At 66.6% G+C, this 14,260-nt stretch carries 16 protein-coding genes; 2 read left to right on the forward strand and 14 right to left on the reverse strand.

Features of this window, described 5'->3' with window-relative positions:
* Nucleotides 1-2 precede the first annotated feature (2 nt).
* From AruCF_RS23220 to AruCF_RS23265, 10 genes are all read right to left on the reverse strand, one after another.
* Complete coding sequence (locus tag AruCF_RS23220; RefSeq protein ID WP_053086028.1) at nt 3-3,626, reverse strand: TipJ family phage tail tip protein; 3,624 nt, start codon at nt 3,624-3,626, stop codon at nt 3-5.
* Entirely contained in the window at nt 3,623-4,228 is a 606-nt protein-coding gene (locus tag AruCF_RS23225) for a tail assembly protein (protein WP_049076500.1), read from the reverse strand. The genes AruCF_RS23220 and AruCF_RS23225 overlap by 4 nt, the downstream gene beginning before the upstream one ends.
* A complete protein-coding gene (locus AruCF_RS23230) occupies nt 4,225-5,004 on the reverse strand; it encodes a C40 family peptidase (protein WP_049076502.1) in 780 nt (259 codons plus the stop codon). The genes AruCF_RS23225 and AruCF_RS23230 overlap by 4 nt, the downstream gene beginning before the upstream one ends.
* Before the next feature lie 2 nt (nt 5,005-5,006).
* Nucleotides 5,007-5,735 (reverse strand): phage minor tail protein L, encoded by a 729-nt coding sequence (locus AruCF_RS23235; RefSeq protein WP_049076505.1) that lies wholly within the window; start codon nt 5,733-5,735, stop codon nt 5,007-5,009.
* Between the two features lie 184 nt (nt 5,736-5,919).
* Nucleotides 5,920-6,258 carry a phage tail protein gene (locus tag AruCF_RS23240; protein ID WP_049078148.1) on the reverse strand — a complete coding sequence of 113 codons (339 nt, stop codon included), beginning with the start codon at nt 6,256-6,258 and terminating at the stop codon, nt 5,920-5,922.
* 2 nt (nt 6,259-6,260) lie between these two features.
* Nucleotides 6,261-7,544 carry a phage tail tape measure protein gene (locus tag AruCF_RS23245; protein WP_063568762.1) on the reverse strand — a complete coding sequence of 428 codons (1,284 nt, stop codon included), beginning with the start codon at nt 7,542-7,544 and terminating at the stop codon, nt 6,261-6,263.
* Between the two features lie 57 nt (nt 7,545-7,601).
* Nucleotides 7,602-7,892 carry a phage tail assembly protein T gene (locus AruCF_RS23250; protein WP_049076506.1) on the reverse strand — a complete coding sequence of 97 codons (291 nt, stop codon included), beginning with the start codon at nt 7,890-7,892 and terminating at the stop codon, nt 7,602-7,604.
* A complete protein-coding gene (locus AruCF_RS23255; RefSeq protein WP_049076508.1) occupies nt 7,892-8,365 on the reverse strand; it encodes a phage tail assembly chaperone in 474 nt (157 codons plus the stop codon). Before AruCF_RS23255 ends, AruCF_RS23250 begins: the two co-directional genes overlap by 1 nt.
* A 5-nt stretch (nt 8,366-8,370) precedes the next feature.
* Nucleotides 8,371-8,838 carry a phage tail tube protein gene (locus tag AruCF_RS23260; protein WP_049076510.1) on the reverse strand — a complete coding sequence of 156 codons (468 nt, stop codon included), beginning with the start codon at nt 8,836-8,838 and terminating at the stop codon, nt 8,371-8,373.
* A 251-nt stretch (nt 8,839-9,089) separates the two neighbouring features.
* Nucleotides 9,090-9,683: a hypothetical protein gene (locus AruCF_RS23265; protein ID WP_080977597.1), complete on the reverse strand. Its 594-nt coding sequence runs from the start codon at nt 9,681-9,683 to the stop codon at nt 9,090-9,092.
* A gap of 273 nt (nt 9,684-9,956) precedes the next feature.
* Between AruCF_RS23265 and AruCF_RS23270 the strand changes: the two genes are divergently transcribed.
* Nucleotides 9,957-10,655: an XRE family transcriptional regulator gene (locus tag AruCF_RS23270; protein ID WP_049076513.1), complete on the forward strand. Its 699-nt coding sequence runs from the start codon at nt 9,957-9,959 to the stop codon at nt 10,653-10,655.
* 94 nt (nt 10,656-10,749) lie between these two features.
* On the opposite strand, the gene AruCF_RS23275 is transcribed toward AruCF_RS23270, so the two are convergent.
* From AruCF_RS23275 to AruCF_RS23290, 4 genes are all read right to left on the reverse strand, one after another.
* Nucleotides 10,750-12,132: a DUF1254 domain-containing protein gene (locus AruCF_RS23275; protein WP_235432712.1), complete on the reverse strand. Its 1,383-nt coding sequence runs from the start codon at nt 12,130-12,132 to the stop codon at nt 10,750-10,752.
* 301 nt (nt 12,133-12,433) lie between these two features.
* The gene (locus tag AruCF_RS23280) at nt 12,434-12,982 is read right to left on the reverse strand and encodes an ureidoglycolate lyase (protein ID WP_049076514.1); all 549 of its coding nucleotides are present in this window, start codon (nt 12,980-12,982) and stop codon (nt 12,434-12,436) included.
* Nucleotides 12,979-13,218, reverse strand: coding sequence for an Arm DNA-binding domain-containing protein (locus tag AruCF_RS23285; protein WP_049076516.1), 240 nt, complete (start codon nt 13,216-13,218; stop codon nt 12,979-12,981). The genes AruCF_RS23280 and AruCF_RS23285 overlap by 4 nt, the downstream gene beginning before the upstream one ends.
* A gap of 86 nt (nt 13,219-13,304) precedes the next feature.
* On the reverse strand, nt 13,305-13,787 hold the full coding sequence (locus AruCF_RS23290; protein WP_049076518.1) for an SRPBCC family protein: 483 nt from the start codon (nt 13,785-13,787) through the stop codon (nt 13,305-13,307).
* An 86-nt stretch (nt 13,788-13,873) separates the two neighbouring features.
* Between AruCF_RS23290 and AruCF_RS23295 the strand changes: the two genes are divergently transcribed.
* A complete protein-coding gene (locus AruCF_RS23295) occupies nt 13,874-14,254 on the forward strand; it encodes a cupin domain-containing protein (RefSeq protein WP_049076519.1) in 381 nt (126 codons plus the stop codon).
* Nucleotides 14,255-14,260 lie beyond the last annotated feature (6 nt).

Consider the following 14,260-nt stretch of genomic DNA (forward strand, 5'->3'; position numbering starts at 1 on the left):
CATTACCTCTTGGTCATCAGTACGATCAATCGCAGCGGCGCGCCGCTCGCGTAGCTATGTGCCGAATTGACCGTGATTACCGAACTACCAGCAGGCAGCGTCTTTACTGCCATCACCGATAACGGCATCGTGTTGTAGAGCAGGCCCCCGCCCTCATTCGGGGTCGTGGAGGTGTACGCGGGGTCGACCCGATCGATTTCCTCGCCATTCGCGTAAATCCTCAGAGCGGTTGGCTGGGAGGGATAGCCGCCTCGATACGCAATGATGACTGCAGGCCCCTCCACATTGCTGACCAAGACAACCGAGCCCGAGTTTGTCCCCGCCCACGACACGGGAATCGTGACCGCATTTCCTGCGATCGACAGGGTATCCACCTGCGCCTCACGGATGTGTGCCCGCGATATGTACGCCTTGTCAAGGTTCGCCAATTTGGCGGTCAACGCATTCGCATCCAATCGATCTACGCTGATGTAGCCCGCATCGATCTTTCCCGCGTCCAGGCTACGAATCATCGCATTGGTTATCCGGCTCGTGCCGATCACCGCGTCGTTGATGAACGTCTGCCCGTTTTCGATAACAAACGGCGTCGTGGTCGCGCCATTCGCCTGGTTCAGCAGCGCCAACCGATCCGCGAGGAAATACACCGCTGTCTGCATGCTCCCGTCGGGCTGGGAATAGGCGCCTGCCGACATGCCCGCAGCGTAGATCTTGCCGTCCTTCGCAACCTGGGCCTTGATGCTCCAGGTGGCCTTGAGCTTGCCATCCACGTCCACCAGCGCATTGCGCGTCTCCTCGACACCCGCGGCGGCGCCATTGGCGGCCGCCAGCACGGTATCGACGCGCGAGGACAATGCCCCATCGGCATCGGCCCGCTTGGTTTCCTCCGCCGTGATCGCGGCGCGAGTCTCATCCAGGCCGCTGGTCAGGCCGTCGATGGTGCCGGTCAGTTCCTGGGCCAGCTCGTCGCGGCTGATCTTGCCGTTCAGGTATTCCAGGATCTCGCTGGCTTCCCAACTGGATTCGCCCATCACGCCCTGGTCGCCCGGATACCAGGCGCCGATCTCGCCATTGAGCGCGACGATGCGCCCCCAGAAGTAAAAGCGCTTGCCGGCCGCCAAGCCCATCAGGGTATGGGCGTTTTGCGGAAAAGCAAAATCGCCCAGCTTGATGGCGCTGGCGCGGTCGTTGGACGCGCTGTACCAGATCTCGGTGCGCTGCGCGGTGAACCGCCCTTCCGGGAAAGCCCAGCGCAACTCGATGCCGAACACCAGGGATTTGGTGGTCAGCAGGGCCAGCGCCGGCGGCGGCGCGATATCGCCTTCCAGCGCCGTTTCGGCGGAATTGGCCCACACCGACGAGATGTCCGACACATTGATGGCGCGCACCCGCGCCACATAGGCGCCGGCGCGGATGTCCGGCAACTCCAGCGTCAGCGCGCCGGTGCGGCCGGCCTCGACCCAGTCGGAGTTGTCACGCCGCCATTGCACCTGGTACGCGACAGCCGAAGGCGCCGCATCCCAGCTGATGACGCCCACATGGCGCGCGATACCCTGATCGATCACCGAACGCGAGGCCAGCCGGATGTTCACGGGCGCGGACTGCACCGATGGCGGCACCACGGTGATCGGCTTGGGATCCAGGCGGGTGCCGAAGTCGACATTGTCGAACTTGCCCGGCTCGTGCTGAACAGCGGCAATCTCGGCCACCAGCCCTTGCTTGCGCTTGACGCTCAGCACACGGAAGGTTTGCGCCGATAGGGCTTCGGATTCCAGCGTCCAGACGCACTCGGCCTCGGGTGCCTGCGAGAACGGCGTCGTCACGGTGATATGCAGGACCGTGCCCGGCAAGCCCACCAGGTCCGCCGTCAGCTCGGTCGAATCCACGGTAAAGGCGGTGTTGTCCACCGTCAGGCCGGTGCCCACCGCGGTGGCGACCACGCGCGTCTCCGACAGGCCATTAGGCAGGTTGACGGTCAGGCGGTCGCCCGGCCTCACCCCCAGTTCGGCATCCACTGTGACCTTGCTTACCGAACCCTCGCGAATGCGGCCGCCGATGCGGCGGCCTGCCAGGTGCTGATCCGCCACGCGGATGACACTGCCGGGCCGGACGCGGCAGGCGTCCAGGCCGACCGAGAAGGTGACCGAGCGCGTTTCCGAATTGGAAGTCAGCAGCATCCATTTGCCGATCCGGTGGGCCTGGCCGCGCGAGGTGCAGCCGAACCCCGTCACCTCGACCTGCTGGATGCCATAGCGTGCAATGCCTTCGCGATTCTCGACATACTCGACCTTCTGGCGGCCCATCTCGGCCATGTCGTTCCAGGAAACCAGCGCCACCGTATAGCGCGTGGTCAACGCCGAGCCGACATAGTTGAAGCGCCCATCGACCACGTTGGCCGACGAGAAGGTATAGACCGGATCGCCCGGCATGTCGGCCGAGGCGAACACGGCGGCGTTGGCCCAATAGGCCATGCCGCGAAAAACGGAAGCGAAGTCCTGTACCACCCGATAGGCGTCGGCGGCCTGCTGCAGGTAGACGTTGCAGGTGAAGCGCGGCTCCTTGCCGCCGAAGCCATCGTCGACCATCTCGTCGCAATAGCGGCCGATCTGGTACAGGCCCCATTTGTCCAGCCAGCCGGCGGGCACCCGCGTGCCCAGGCCGTAACGGTCGTTGCTGACCAGGTCGTAGAAGACCCAGGCCGGATTGTTGGTCCAGGCCAGCTTGAAGGTGCCGTCCCACACGCCGTCATAGCTGCGCAGGTCGGGATGATAATTCGACGGCACGCGGATGATGCGCCCGCGCACGTGATAGGCGCGCGTTGGTATGCTCTGGAACTGCGAGGCGTCGATCTTGATGCCTACCAGCGCGGACATGGGATAGCGCAGCTTGGCATCGATGACCTCGGTGACCGTGTCCACCACTGTCCGGTCGGAAATCGTGTTGCTGTTGGCATTGGGCGTGATGCGGCGCACGCGCAGGGTCCAGCCCTGGCGCGCGCGCGGCAGGTCGATGCGATGCGAGCGCGCATAGCGCTGCGTGGTCTTGCCATCGAAGGCGCTGGACAGCACGGTCTGGTAGCCGGCGCCGTCCGTGTTCAATTCGATCACGTATTCAACGCGATAGCCGTTGATGTCGCCGTTCTTGGTGTCCGCGCGGCTCAGGCCTTCGACCGCCAGCGTGACGCGCACGGCCGAGGCCTGCAGGTTGGTGAACAGCCGTGTCCACGGCTGGCTCGATTTGAGCTCGGCGCTGACGCCGATCGTGCTTTCCGACGCGGGAAAGCCGGGCAGCGGGTCCTGCAGTTGCGTGCCGGTGCGAAAGTCGATGGATGCGCCGGTGAAGTTCAGCGAACCGTCCGCGTTGGCCACGGGGGTGCCATTCAGGTAGACGTCGCGCAGGGCATTGTCCATGCCATGCACGGGGCCGTAGATCTCGCCTTCGCCCAGCAGGTCGATGACGCGCGCATAGGCGGTGCTGTGCAGGCTGTCGGGCGATTCCACCGGCGTGCGGCCGCCGCCGCCGCCCTTGCCCTTGTGGCCGACCAGCGCCGCTTCCTCCGGCCGCCCCTTGCCGGCAAAAGAAAAGGCGCCCGCGGGCGCCTGGTTCCTGATTCGATGTCGTTGTTTCATACGTGGTCTTCCGAATAAATGCCCGCGGAGATCGTGGCGCTGCCGACGAACATTTCCCCGTACAGCAGGGGCACGGGATTGCCTTGGGCAGTGGTGTTCACCGGGCCGTTGAAGTTGTAGGACGCACCGTTTTCGGGGCGGTCCCTGGCGCTGAGCTGCCGTTGCTGCGGCGACAGCATCTGGGCCACGCCGCTCAGCATCATCGACAGGCCCATGGAGGCCGTGGCCTGCAGCAGCCCGCCGGCCTGGAACGCCGCCGTCAAGCCGCCGCTGTAGATCGCGGCCGCGGCGATCAGCACCGCCCCCAGCACCGTCTGGAACAGTCCGCCGTTCTTGGCGCCCGCCAGCATCGGCGCGATGCGGATGGCGTCCGAACCCACCGGATGCCGCAGTTCGTCTTCCGACAGATTGCGACGGCCGGCGAAGCAGGCAAAGCGCACGCCGCGCCGCTCGCTATCCAGCAGGGCCCGCTCGAACCCCGGTAACAGGGCGCACAGCGCGCGCACCGCCTCGGCCGGGCTGGCCACCGCCAGGCGGTGTTCGCGGCCAAAGCGCTTGCCGAGCCAACCGTACAGCCGCACCAGACGCACCTTGTCGCTCATGTTTCTTCTCCATAACGCAATACCAACCGGGTCGCTTCGCGCCAGAACCCGCCGTAGACGACCCGCTCTGAGTCGCGTCCATACAGGTGATGCAACATTGCGTCAGGCAGCGGAAACAGGTCCGGCGCCTCGCGCAGCGGCTGCGCGCCCAGAAAGACGCCCGCGTGGTTGGCGCGATCCGAGCGCACCTGCATCACCACCACGTCGCCCGGCGCCAGCGTCTCATGCGGCGCCAGGGGCCGGAAGCCGGCCTCGGCGTAGTGCTCCATGTAGAGGTCACCCGCTCGCCCGCGCTCCCACCAGCCATCTTCGCGCGCAAAATCCCGCAACGTGATGCCACGCTCGCGCGCATACCAATCGCGCACCAGTGAATAACAGTCCAGCACCCCATGCGCGAACTGGCGGCCCAGCAACGGCGCCCGGAAGCCCTCCGGCGTGAAGCCCCGGATTTCCCCCGCGCTCACGCGCCCATCGAAGTCCTTTTCGACGGCGACGATGTACCACGGCAGGCCGGACGCCTCGCATGCGACCCTGTCCGCCTCGCTGGGAATGGCCGGCGCATCCGGGTGGGAATGCACCACCGCCACGATCCGGCCGCTTTCCTCGGCCGCGGCATAGTCTTCGGCCGACATGACGAAATGTTCTTCGCTGGCGGCCGTATTACGGCACGGCACATACCATTCGCGCCGGCCGGCCTTGACCACCAGCCCGCAGCATTCCTGCGGATACGTCGCCACGCCATGATCGCGGATGGCCTGCATCGTGCGTTTGAGCATGGCTATCCCCTGACCAGGTCGGCGGACGGAAAGCCGCCGAAGTTGATGACTTCGTATTCGCCGAAGCGCTTCTTGCAGTCGGACATCAGGCCCGAACAGCGGTCCAGCGTCGGATCGCTGACCGGCTTGCCATCCAGGTCGAACATGCGGCTGCCGGTGTAACCGCAGTAGGGACCGCGATAACCGCCCTTGCGCAGCCACGAGCACACGCCGGCGATGATCGGACGATCGGGCAATTTCTGGCCATTGAAATCCAGCGCGCTGGACAGCGAGAATTCCACGACCTGCGCCGTTTCGACGGTTTTCTGTTGCACGATCCAGACCTCGGGCGGCAATTCCTCCTGGGGGTCGGCCGTCGGGTTCCCCTCGGGAAAGTTAGCGGCGTCCAGGTATTTGCCCAACGTGCGGCGAACCACCACGCGCGCGCCGACCAGGTCGTCAAGATGGATGCACAAAGCGGAGATCACGCCAACAACAGGCTTGCCTTTTCCATCCTGCCCGATATTGCCCACCGACAGCGTCGGCGAGGGCTGCTGCCCTTCTCCCACCTGTTCAAATCCTTCGGCCCGGATCGCCCAAGGGTCGTATTGCCGCCCTTGCCACCAGACAGGCCCCACCTGCGTGTAGCCGTGAAAGCGCAGGACCTGCCCGCCGATCTCGGTAGCGTCCAGCTCGAACAGCTCGACCAACGCGCCCACTTCAAGTTTTTGTACGTCTGAGTAAATGCCCATTTCTATTCCTCCGCGGCCTGCCGCGACGGTTGCCCGGATATGCCAGGCCTGCCCCCCGGCGCTCGACCTGGCCAGCCCATGCTTCGATACGACGGCTCATTGCTTGCATGCCGCACACGATGCGCGGCACCCGCCGGGAGCTGTCGACGCCCCGCGGCTTCGCGCGCGGCGCGCCGCCATGGCGTCAAGGCCTGAAGACTTGTTGGAAAGTGACGGCCAGCGAGTACATCTCGCCGCCCATTGCGGTCAGGTCGTAATCCGTCGCGGTGTAGTAGCCTGGCTCGCCCAGCGGCGGTTGCCATTGGAAGCCCCGGTACCCCTGGTGTCGATCCAGAAACGCCACGATCGGCTCGATCTGCCCGGCCGCCCCCGAGAACTGCAAGGGCCATGAAGCCACTTTGTTGTTGATGCCATCGGCTGCGACCTGGCTGTAGCCATCGCCGAACTGCGCGCTCAACACGCGGAATTTCGTCCGCCCTTGCGGATTGACGCGCGGCGACCAGGTGAAGGTTTCGATTGCCATGATCATGCCCCCGCTAAACGGTTGTTGTTGGCTTGCCAGGCCAGGCCGCCCTGGCGATACGATTGCGTCATGCGGCGGTCGACCAGCTGCGTGACGTATTCGCCGATCTGCTGGCCGAACTGCTGCCAGCCGCCCTCGCCCGATTCGCTCGAGGAACTGACCTTGCCGTCCTGCACGTAGACATTCACGGCCACGCCGCCCGCGACCGGGTTGGTGTCGCCGCCCACATTCGGGAAGGCCGCGCGGATGCCGAGCGAGCCGTCGGCGCCGCGATGCAGCGGCATGATGGCCTCGGGACCGGCTTCACCCATCACGCCCATGGGGAAGGCGACGGGGCTGGCGGTCATGCCGTTGGTGAAGGCGCCGCCTTTGGCGAACTGGACGGGAAACGCCTGGGCCACCGATGGCACGATGGCGCTGGCGGTACTTGCGCCACCCGAACCGAACAGCCCAGCAATGAAGCCGCCCGCCTGGCTAATCCAGCCCCCCACGCCGCCCGAACCCAACATGAATTCCTTGCCCAGCAGCGTCTCCATCAGCTTGGCGGAGGCGGCCGACGTCACCATCTTGGCCACGTTGTCCAGGAACGACAGCCCCATCTTGTCGAATTTCTCGGAGACGAAGTCATACATCTTGGTGCCCAGGATGTCCTGGATCTTGCCTGCTCCATTGCGCGCCGATTCGATCAGCTTGTCGTTCACCTTCGCCATGAAGTCGCCGTCTTTCTCGACGAGCCCGAGATTGCGCCGTTCCTTGTCGTACTTGTCCTGGGTGAGCGTGCCGTCCCGCAGCGCGTCGTCGAGCGCCCATTGCTTCTGAGTCCTCTCGCGTCTGGATTCCGCATCGGGATCCGCGAGATTCTCGATGTAGGCGCGCATCTTCGTCTGGTCGCGCAGCCTGTCGAGATCCCACGCGGCGGTCGTCAGGCTGTACTTGTCGCTGGGACTCTCACCCGCGAACCGGCCGGCCTCGGTTTCGTACTCCATCTTCGCGGTTTCGGATGAACGGCCCAGCATCGCGCCGGCCTTCTTCATTTCCGCCAGCGCCTGCTCGACCGCCTCGGACCGGATCGCCTGGGCATGCTTGTTCAGCGCGTCCGTCGACTTCTTCTTGCTGTCGGTGCCCTTGTTGGTGGCGTCGTTGCTCTTCCGGCACTCGGTCGCGGCCCTCGCAACGGCGCTCTCCCATGCCCGCCGGGCCGCCGCGTTGCGATTGAGCTCGACGGTGTTCTGTCTGAGCGCCCTGTTTTCCGCCTCGATGTTCGCGGCGTTGTTGTTGTCTGCCATGGTCCTATACCTCACATAGATCCGCCTCCGGCCCGCTTGCGCGGGCCGGACACGTCGTCAAGACCCCTTCCTGACCTTCGACATCAGGAACGCCTTCAACGCGTCCGCCCCCGCTTCCGCGGGAGGTTCCTCGTCTTGCGCGCCCCAGCGCACCAGCATGTCGGTGGCGCGCACCTTGGCGCCGGCCGCCTGCGCCACCGTGGCGGCCAGGCTGGCCGTGAGCACGTCGGCCCGGTCGTCTCCCAGCGGAGACGTGCGGTCCCACTCGCGCCATAGCGACACTTCATGGGTGTCGATGGTGTCCATCAACTCGCCCAGCGTGCGCCCCAGTCGAAGGGCCAGGACCATCAGGAAACGGAGGTCTGGCGTTTCCTGGAGGGCTTTTTTGCGCGCGCCTGCGCTCCCTCCCCGAGGTTGCCCAGCTCGATCGCCTTGGCCACCAGCGTGGCGTGCGCCGGGCCGTAGGCCGCGGCCACGACGTCGACGTCTTCGTCGTCGAAGACACGGCGCGGCCCCTGTTCGGTCTGCTCGAACAGCGTGCGCACCAGCAGACTGGCCGAGGCGCGGGTGTAGTCCACGCCCGGCGCGTCCAGCTTGGCGCGCACCACCTCGTTGTCCTCGCCCGGCAGCACGCCCGCCGCCGCCCAGATCGCGCGGATGTGGAACAGGTGATCGCCGGCGCTGGGCGCGCGCACGATGACGCGCGCATCCTGCCATTGCGGCACGGTCAGGGTTTCGTGGGCGAAGCCGGCCAGCGGATCGACCGCCAGGCCGCGCAGGCCAGCGACGCGGGCCGGGGAATGGATCGACGTGTCCGTCATGGCGTTCAGCCCCCGTTGGCGGGCGCGTCGGTCAGCTTGACGGCGCCGGTGACGCGCACGTTGAACGTGGCGGACACGACGTTGTCCAGCTGGCCTTGCCACTGGTATTGCGTCACCAGGCCGAGGAACTCGAACTTGGCGCCGTCGGCGAAGGTCACGCGGAAGGCGCGGGTCTTCTTGTCGCTGCGCGCGGCCACCAGCGCCTTCTGGGCGGGATCGCCAGCCTTCCAGTTGCCGGCCATGCTGAAGGTGCCGCTGTCGTCCAGGCCCAGGGCGTATTCCTTGGCGGTGGACTTGAGCACGGTGACGTCGATCTCGGTGGTCTGGCCGCCCTGGAAGTTCGGGTCCTTGATGGTGATGGCCAGATCGGCATAGGTCAGGCCGGCGGCGCCCAGGTCTTCGGTGGCCGTGGTCGACACTTCCAGTTGCGTGCCCTGGGTTTGAACGAATTGCGAAACGGTAGTACCTGCCATTGCAGACTCCAATAAAAAAGCCCGCCAGTGGCGGGCAGCGGTGACCGCCACGGCAAACCGGAGCAGCCACGAAAAAGCCCCGCGGCGAATGCCGCGGGGCTGGATCGGTGTAGCGGAAAAAGGGGAAGCAAGCCGCGCGGCACGCGCACAGCGCGGCATCGGTTCAGACGGCTCTCATAAAAAAACCCGCGGGTGCAAGTGCAATCCCAGCGGGCCGATTTGGTGCGGGCGCAACTTGCCCGACGACTCAATTATGCGGACGCGCCGCGCGCATCGCAAGGCTTGGCGCGATCCGCGTGTCGCACCTGCGCGGTGGTCACCAGCGCGCGCCGCCGCAAGGCGGGCAGCAACGCCGCCTTGGCCTCCTGATAGGCCGCATGCTGCTGCGCGGGCGTGAGGCGCGGATTGCTGAAGACGTGGGCGCCGGCGGCCTTGTTGCCGGCATGCACGCCGATGGCGGAGCGCTGCTGCCACGGCAGTTCGTCGATGCACAGCTCGGTCTGCTCGCCACGGGTGGCGGCCAGACGGGCGTCGACGTCCTCGTCATCGTAGGCCTCGTCGGAAGTCATGCCGCGCGCGAAAGCCGAGACCCTGCCCACACCCAATTGCGGCCGGTAGCCGCGGCTCCAGTGGTACCACTCCATGATCAGTGCTTCGACCTGGTCCGATTCCTCTCGCGTCATGTCCTGCCCCTTCGGTTGCTGGCCGCGCGCGCCTTCCTGGCGGCCCGCCTGTGGCGGGGCCGGCCGCGCGGCCATCGAACGCGCGATCGCGGCGCCCGCCTGGGATGCCGCGGCGATCCAGTCCTGCGGCGCCCGCAGCGCCATGTTTCCTGCCTGATTCATTTGCCGCTCCTTGCTGTGGGATTCGATGGCGGCGCCCGCCGCCTGCGCGGGGTGCCGGGTGGGCGCCATGGAGGCGCCGGAGGTGCGGACGGGCGTTGCCGCCGTCCGGTCGGGTTGCCGGGAGAAGCCCTTTGGTAGCGATACGCTACCCACGCTTCCGTCTGATAACAGCACACGTTTTGGGTAATCCATGTGTAGAATTCTACAAATGTATAATCGTGATTTCAACACTTGTTGTTGCACAATTTTCCACAACTGTTTAGCGTCCCCGCCATGGCTCTCGGAAAACAAATCAGGCGCTACCGCGCCGCCCTCGGTCTCACCCTGGAACAGCTGGAAGCGCGCACCGGCGTGGGGGTCGGCACCATCGCCGCCCTCGAAGGGCGCGACAGCGAACGCTCCAAGTACGCGGCCCGCCTGGCGGCGGGGCTGGGACTGTCGCTGGAACAACTACTGGACGAGGCGGCGCAATATCCCCCCGATGTGGTGCTGGCCGAGCCCGGCGGCGATCTGGCGCGTGCCGCCGACGATGCGGCCGGCGACCTGCGCATTCCGCGCTTCGACACCGGCGGCGCCATGGGCGCGGGGGTGGAACTGCGTGACCAGCCCGGCGTGATCCAGAGCCTGCGCGTCAGCCAGGAATGGCTGCACAAGAACCTGCGGCACTACACCGCGGCCGCCAACCTGTGCGTGGTGACGGGTTTCGGCGACAGCATGCGGCCCATGTACAACCCGGGCGATCCGTTGCTGGTGGACCTGGGCGTGGTCAAGGCCGACGTCGATGGCGTGTTCTTCTTTCGCGTCGGCAACGAGGGCTTCATCAAGCGGCTGCAACGCATTCCCAGCGCCCAGGGGCTGCTGATCCGAGCCAAATCCGAGAACACCAAGTACGACGCCTGGGACATCACCGAAGACATGGACCTGCAGATCTTCGGCCGCGTGCTGAAGGTCTGGCGCAGCGAGGACCTGTAGCGGTCACCGCCACCTGGCCGCGCAGGACGGTCGCGGTGTCGACCGCCTCGTCGCCGTCAATCCAGCCGTCAATCCACCATCGCCCGCAACGCCGCTACAGCCCCACGCGCTGCGCCTGCGGTGGCTGCCAGGAGCCGTCCAGCAAGGCCGGCTTGGGCCAGTAGTAGCGCAGCGTCAACATGAACGGCCCGGCCGGGGCGGGCAGCCAGTTGGCATCGCCGCCCTTGCCCGGCGACTGGTGCTGGATGCGCAGCGTCAGCCCGCCGTCGCGGTCGCGCTTGAGCGTGGGCAGCATCGCGGCATCGATCACGTGGCGCTTGATGGGATTGGGCGCCAATTGTTGTCCGGGCATGCGGTACAGCGTCACCGACCAGAACGCGTTGACCGGTGGCAGGCCGCGCGGCGCGAAGCGCAGGGTGTAGGCCTGGGCGCCATCCAGGGGCTGGCCCGCGGCATCAGTGGTCAGCACCGTGGCCATCGACTCCTCGCGGCTGTCGCCGCCCAGGCTGACCTGGGCGCCGGTGGCGCGCGCCAGATAGTCATGGCGCAGGGACTGGCGGTCGCCGAACAGCGTGTCGGTCTTGCCGGCCAGCGCCACGCGGTGCCTGTCGATGTCGTTCTGGCCATCGTGCATGCCTTCCTGCATGACCTGCCGCAGCCGGGGATTCATGGACTCGGTGACGACCGGCGCGCCCGGCCGGATGCGCAGGCTGTCCAGGCGCTTGCGCAGCGTGCGCTCGCCATGCTGGACCGGCGCGAATTGCAGCAGGAACCCCAGCTGGTTGTAGAACTCCAGCGAACTGCGCATCTGCGCGGGCGGCGCGGACACTATCCAGGCCACCGGGGCCGGCGCCGGCGCCGGCTTTTTCCGCAGGTAGGCCGACAGCGGCTGGACCTGGTAGCCGGCCTGGATGCGCTTGAATTGGGCCAGGTCCGACGCCGCGAACCGCTGGGTGCGCACCGTCATGCTGACCAGTTCGGTCTCGGCCCGGATCACCTTGGTGAAACCCTTGGGCTCGGCGCCGTTCCAGCGCGGGCCGATCACCAGATACCTGCCTGCGCCATGGCCGCTGACACGGCTGCCGAGATAGGCGAAATTGAAACCATACAGGTCGCGCAGTTGCACCGAGAAATAGCGTCGGGCTTCCATCGCCGGCACGCTGATGACGACAGGTTCGGCCCGCAGGTCGAGCACGGCCGAGGATACCGGGGCGTCGACGCTGGGCGCCAAGGCCGCGGCATCGTCGGGCATGGCATGACTGAGCGTGTTGAACGGGGCCTGGTAGTGCGGATTGCCCGCATCGATGCTGGCGGCGTGGATGGCCTGGTAGGTGGCGACCATCGGGTAGCCGTAGATGTAGGCCTCTTTGGCGATGCGTTGCGCCTCGGGCGCCGCGACACCGTCGATGCCGACGTACTGCGAGCCGGTCGCCGCGTCGGGCGAGGTGAAGCTGCAACCGCTGGCGCCGGCGATCAATGCCAGGACGGCGAGGCCTCGCAGACAAAGGGCGAGCCCGGGAAAAGGCCGGGGAGAAGATCCGACGCCGACGCGGCGTATGCGCATTCCATGCTCCAACTCGGGTAACGGTTGGCAACGCCCGAATGGCGGCAGCGTCGCGGACAGGGACAGACAGTCGCTGAAATTCTGGCACATTTCCCCGAGGTAGTGAAACCGCACGGAGATGACAGCACTATCTTTTCGAGCGCGGCGGGCCTGACGATGCAACGCGCCAACACCATGTCGCACGGGCGCGGCGCGCCAGTACCCCTGCCGGGATTCAATCCGGCAAGCGCAGGCCCTCGAGCTGCCGCGCCGGAATCGGCGTGATCGCGCTTTCGCTGGCGGCGGCGTCGGTGGTCAGGTGCTGGATCAGGTCCAGCGTGGTGGAGCGGCGCGTCAGCATCAGGCAGGTGACTTCCGCGTCGGCCACGCGCGTGGCGTGCCAACAGCCCGGCCGCATGCACACGCCCTGCCCCGGCTCGACGCGGAACGCCGCCAGCGTCTCCAGGTCGGGGCTGCCGTCGGCGGCGCTGCGTGCCACCACCTGGATGATGGCGCCCGTCAACGGCACGATGGCCTGCTGCGTCAGCAGGTGCTTTTCCAGGCTGGCGATCTCGCCCTCGGCGCTGCGGTAATTGACCCACAGCACTTCGGCGTCGCCGCCGGCGCCGGTGTTGAAGACATGCTCCTGCCAGAAGTCGGTGGCCTCGTTGCTGAACAGGGGCACGCCGTTGCCCAGCGGTATGGGCTTGCCCAGCATCCAGCCATAGGACGTGAAGGCATCGGCGGTCAGGTCGTGCACGGGCAAGGCGGCGGCGCGGGTCATGTCGGGTCCTTGGCGGGAAGAGAGGCAGCGGCACGCCGGGGAAATTCGGCGTCGTAATCGAAGTCGCCGCGCGCAATGGCCGCCAGGATGGCGGCGCGGCGGCCGGCGGCGCGTTTGAGGTTGGCGGCAGTGGGCTTGACGCGGATGCGCTCCACGCAATGGCGGCCCTGGTAGAAGAAACCGATCTCGATGGACGATTCGGATGCCGGCCTGACGCCGTCGAACCCTTTGCTCATGCCGCCCCCTCGCGCCACAGGCGCGCTGGCGCCTGCTCGAAAGTTCGGGATTATCGCAGTTTTTGCCCGATACGAAGCTCGCGGCTTCAGCGGTTTTCCGAGGCCTGGCTGGCCGCCGCCAGCCGTCGCCAATTGCGGCTGGCATAGGCGTGCGCCTGGCGCAGACCGGCCCACAGGCCCAGCCGCTTGGCCCAGCGCAGGGCGCCCGCGGCCTCGAACTGCGTGACGCGCCGCACCTCGGTGCCCTGCCCCGGCACCGGCCGCAACTCGAAGGTGTCGACCAGGGAACCGACCCAGTCCGCGCACCACACCGTGCTGCGCTGCATCTGGTAGCGCAGACGTTGGTCGGGCTGCAGGATCAGGATGCGCTGGTCGATGGTGCCACGGTCGGTGGTGCACTGGCGCGTGTGGCCCACGGCGGGGACGCCTTCGAGCACCTTGCAACTGATCGGCTTGGGCACGCCCAGGCGAAACAGCAACGGCCGGGTGTCGTCCATGCGCGCGTGCAGGAAATGCGGCCAGATATGGCGAGGCTCGTATGGGAACAACCAGCGGGATTCGATCTGCATGCGGAATTCCTTGCCTCGATGACGCGCGGCGGACGCGGCCGACGACCCTGTTATAACGCGTATAGGCCGCCCCCTGGAGAAGCCCCATGCCCACCGACCTGTCGTCGCATTACATTTTTCTGGATGCCAGCGGCCATGCCGCCACGGTCAAGGGCGGCGACGCCTTCTGGTCCCTGCCGCGCGACGCGCTGGAACCCTACGGCCATGGCTGGCTGCTGTCGGAGTACAGCTTCAGCGCCGACTGGCCGCAGTGGGAAATGCATCCACAGGCCGACGAAATCGTGCGCCTCATGTCCGGCACGGCCGAGCTGCAGCTGGAATGGCCCACCGGCATCCAGTCCGTGCGACTGGAAGCCGGAAACGCCTATGTGATCCCCAAGGGCGCCTGGCATACCGTCAAGGTGATCGAGCCCTGTCGCATGCTGCACGTCACGCTGGGCGCGGGAACGCAGCACCGGCCGCTGTAGGCCCGC

The sequence above is a fragment of the Achromobacter ruhlandii genome (genome assembly GCF_002082135.1).
Lineage (GTDB): Bacteria > Pseudomonadota > Gammaproteobacteria > Burkholderiales > Burkholderiaceae_B > Achromobacter > Achromobacter ruhlandii.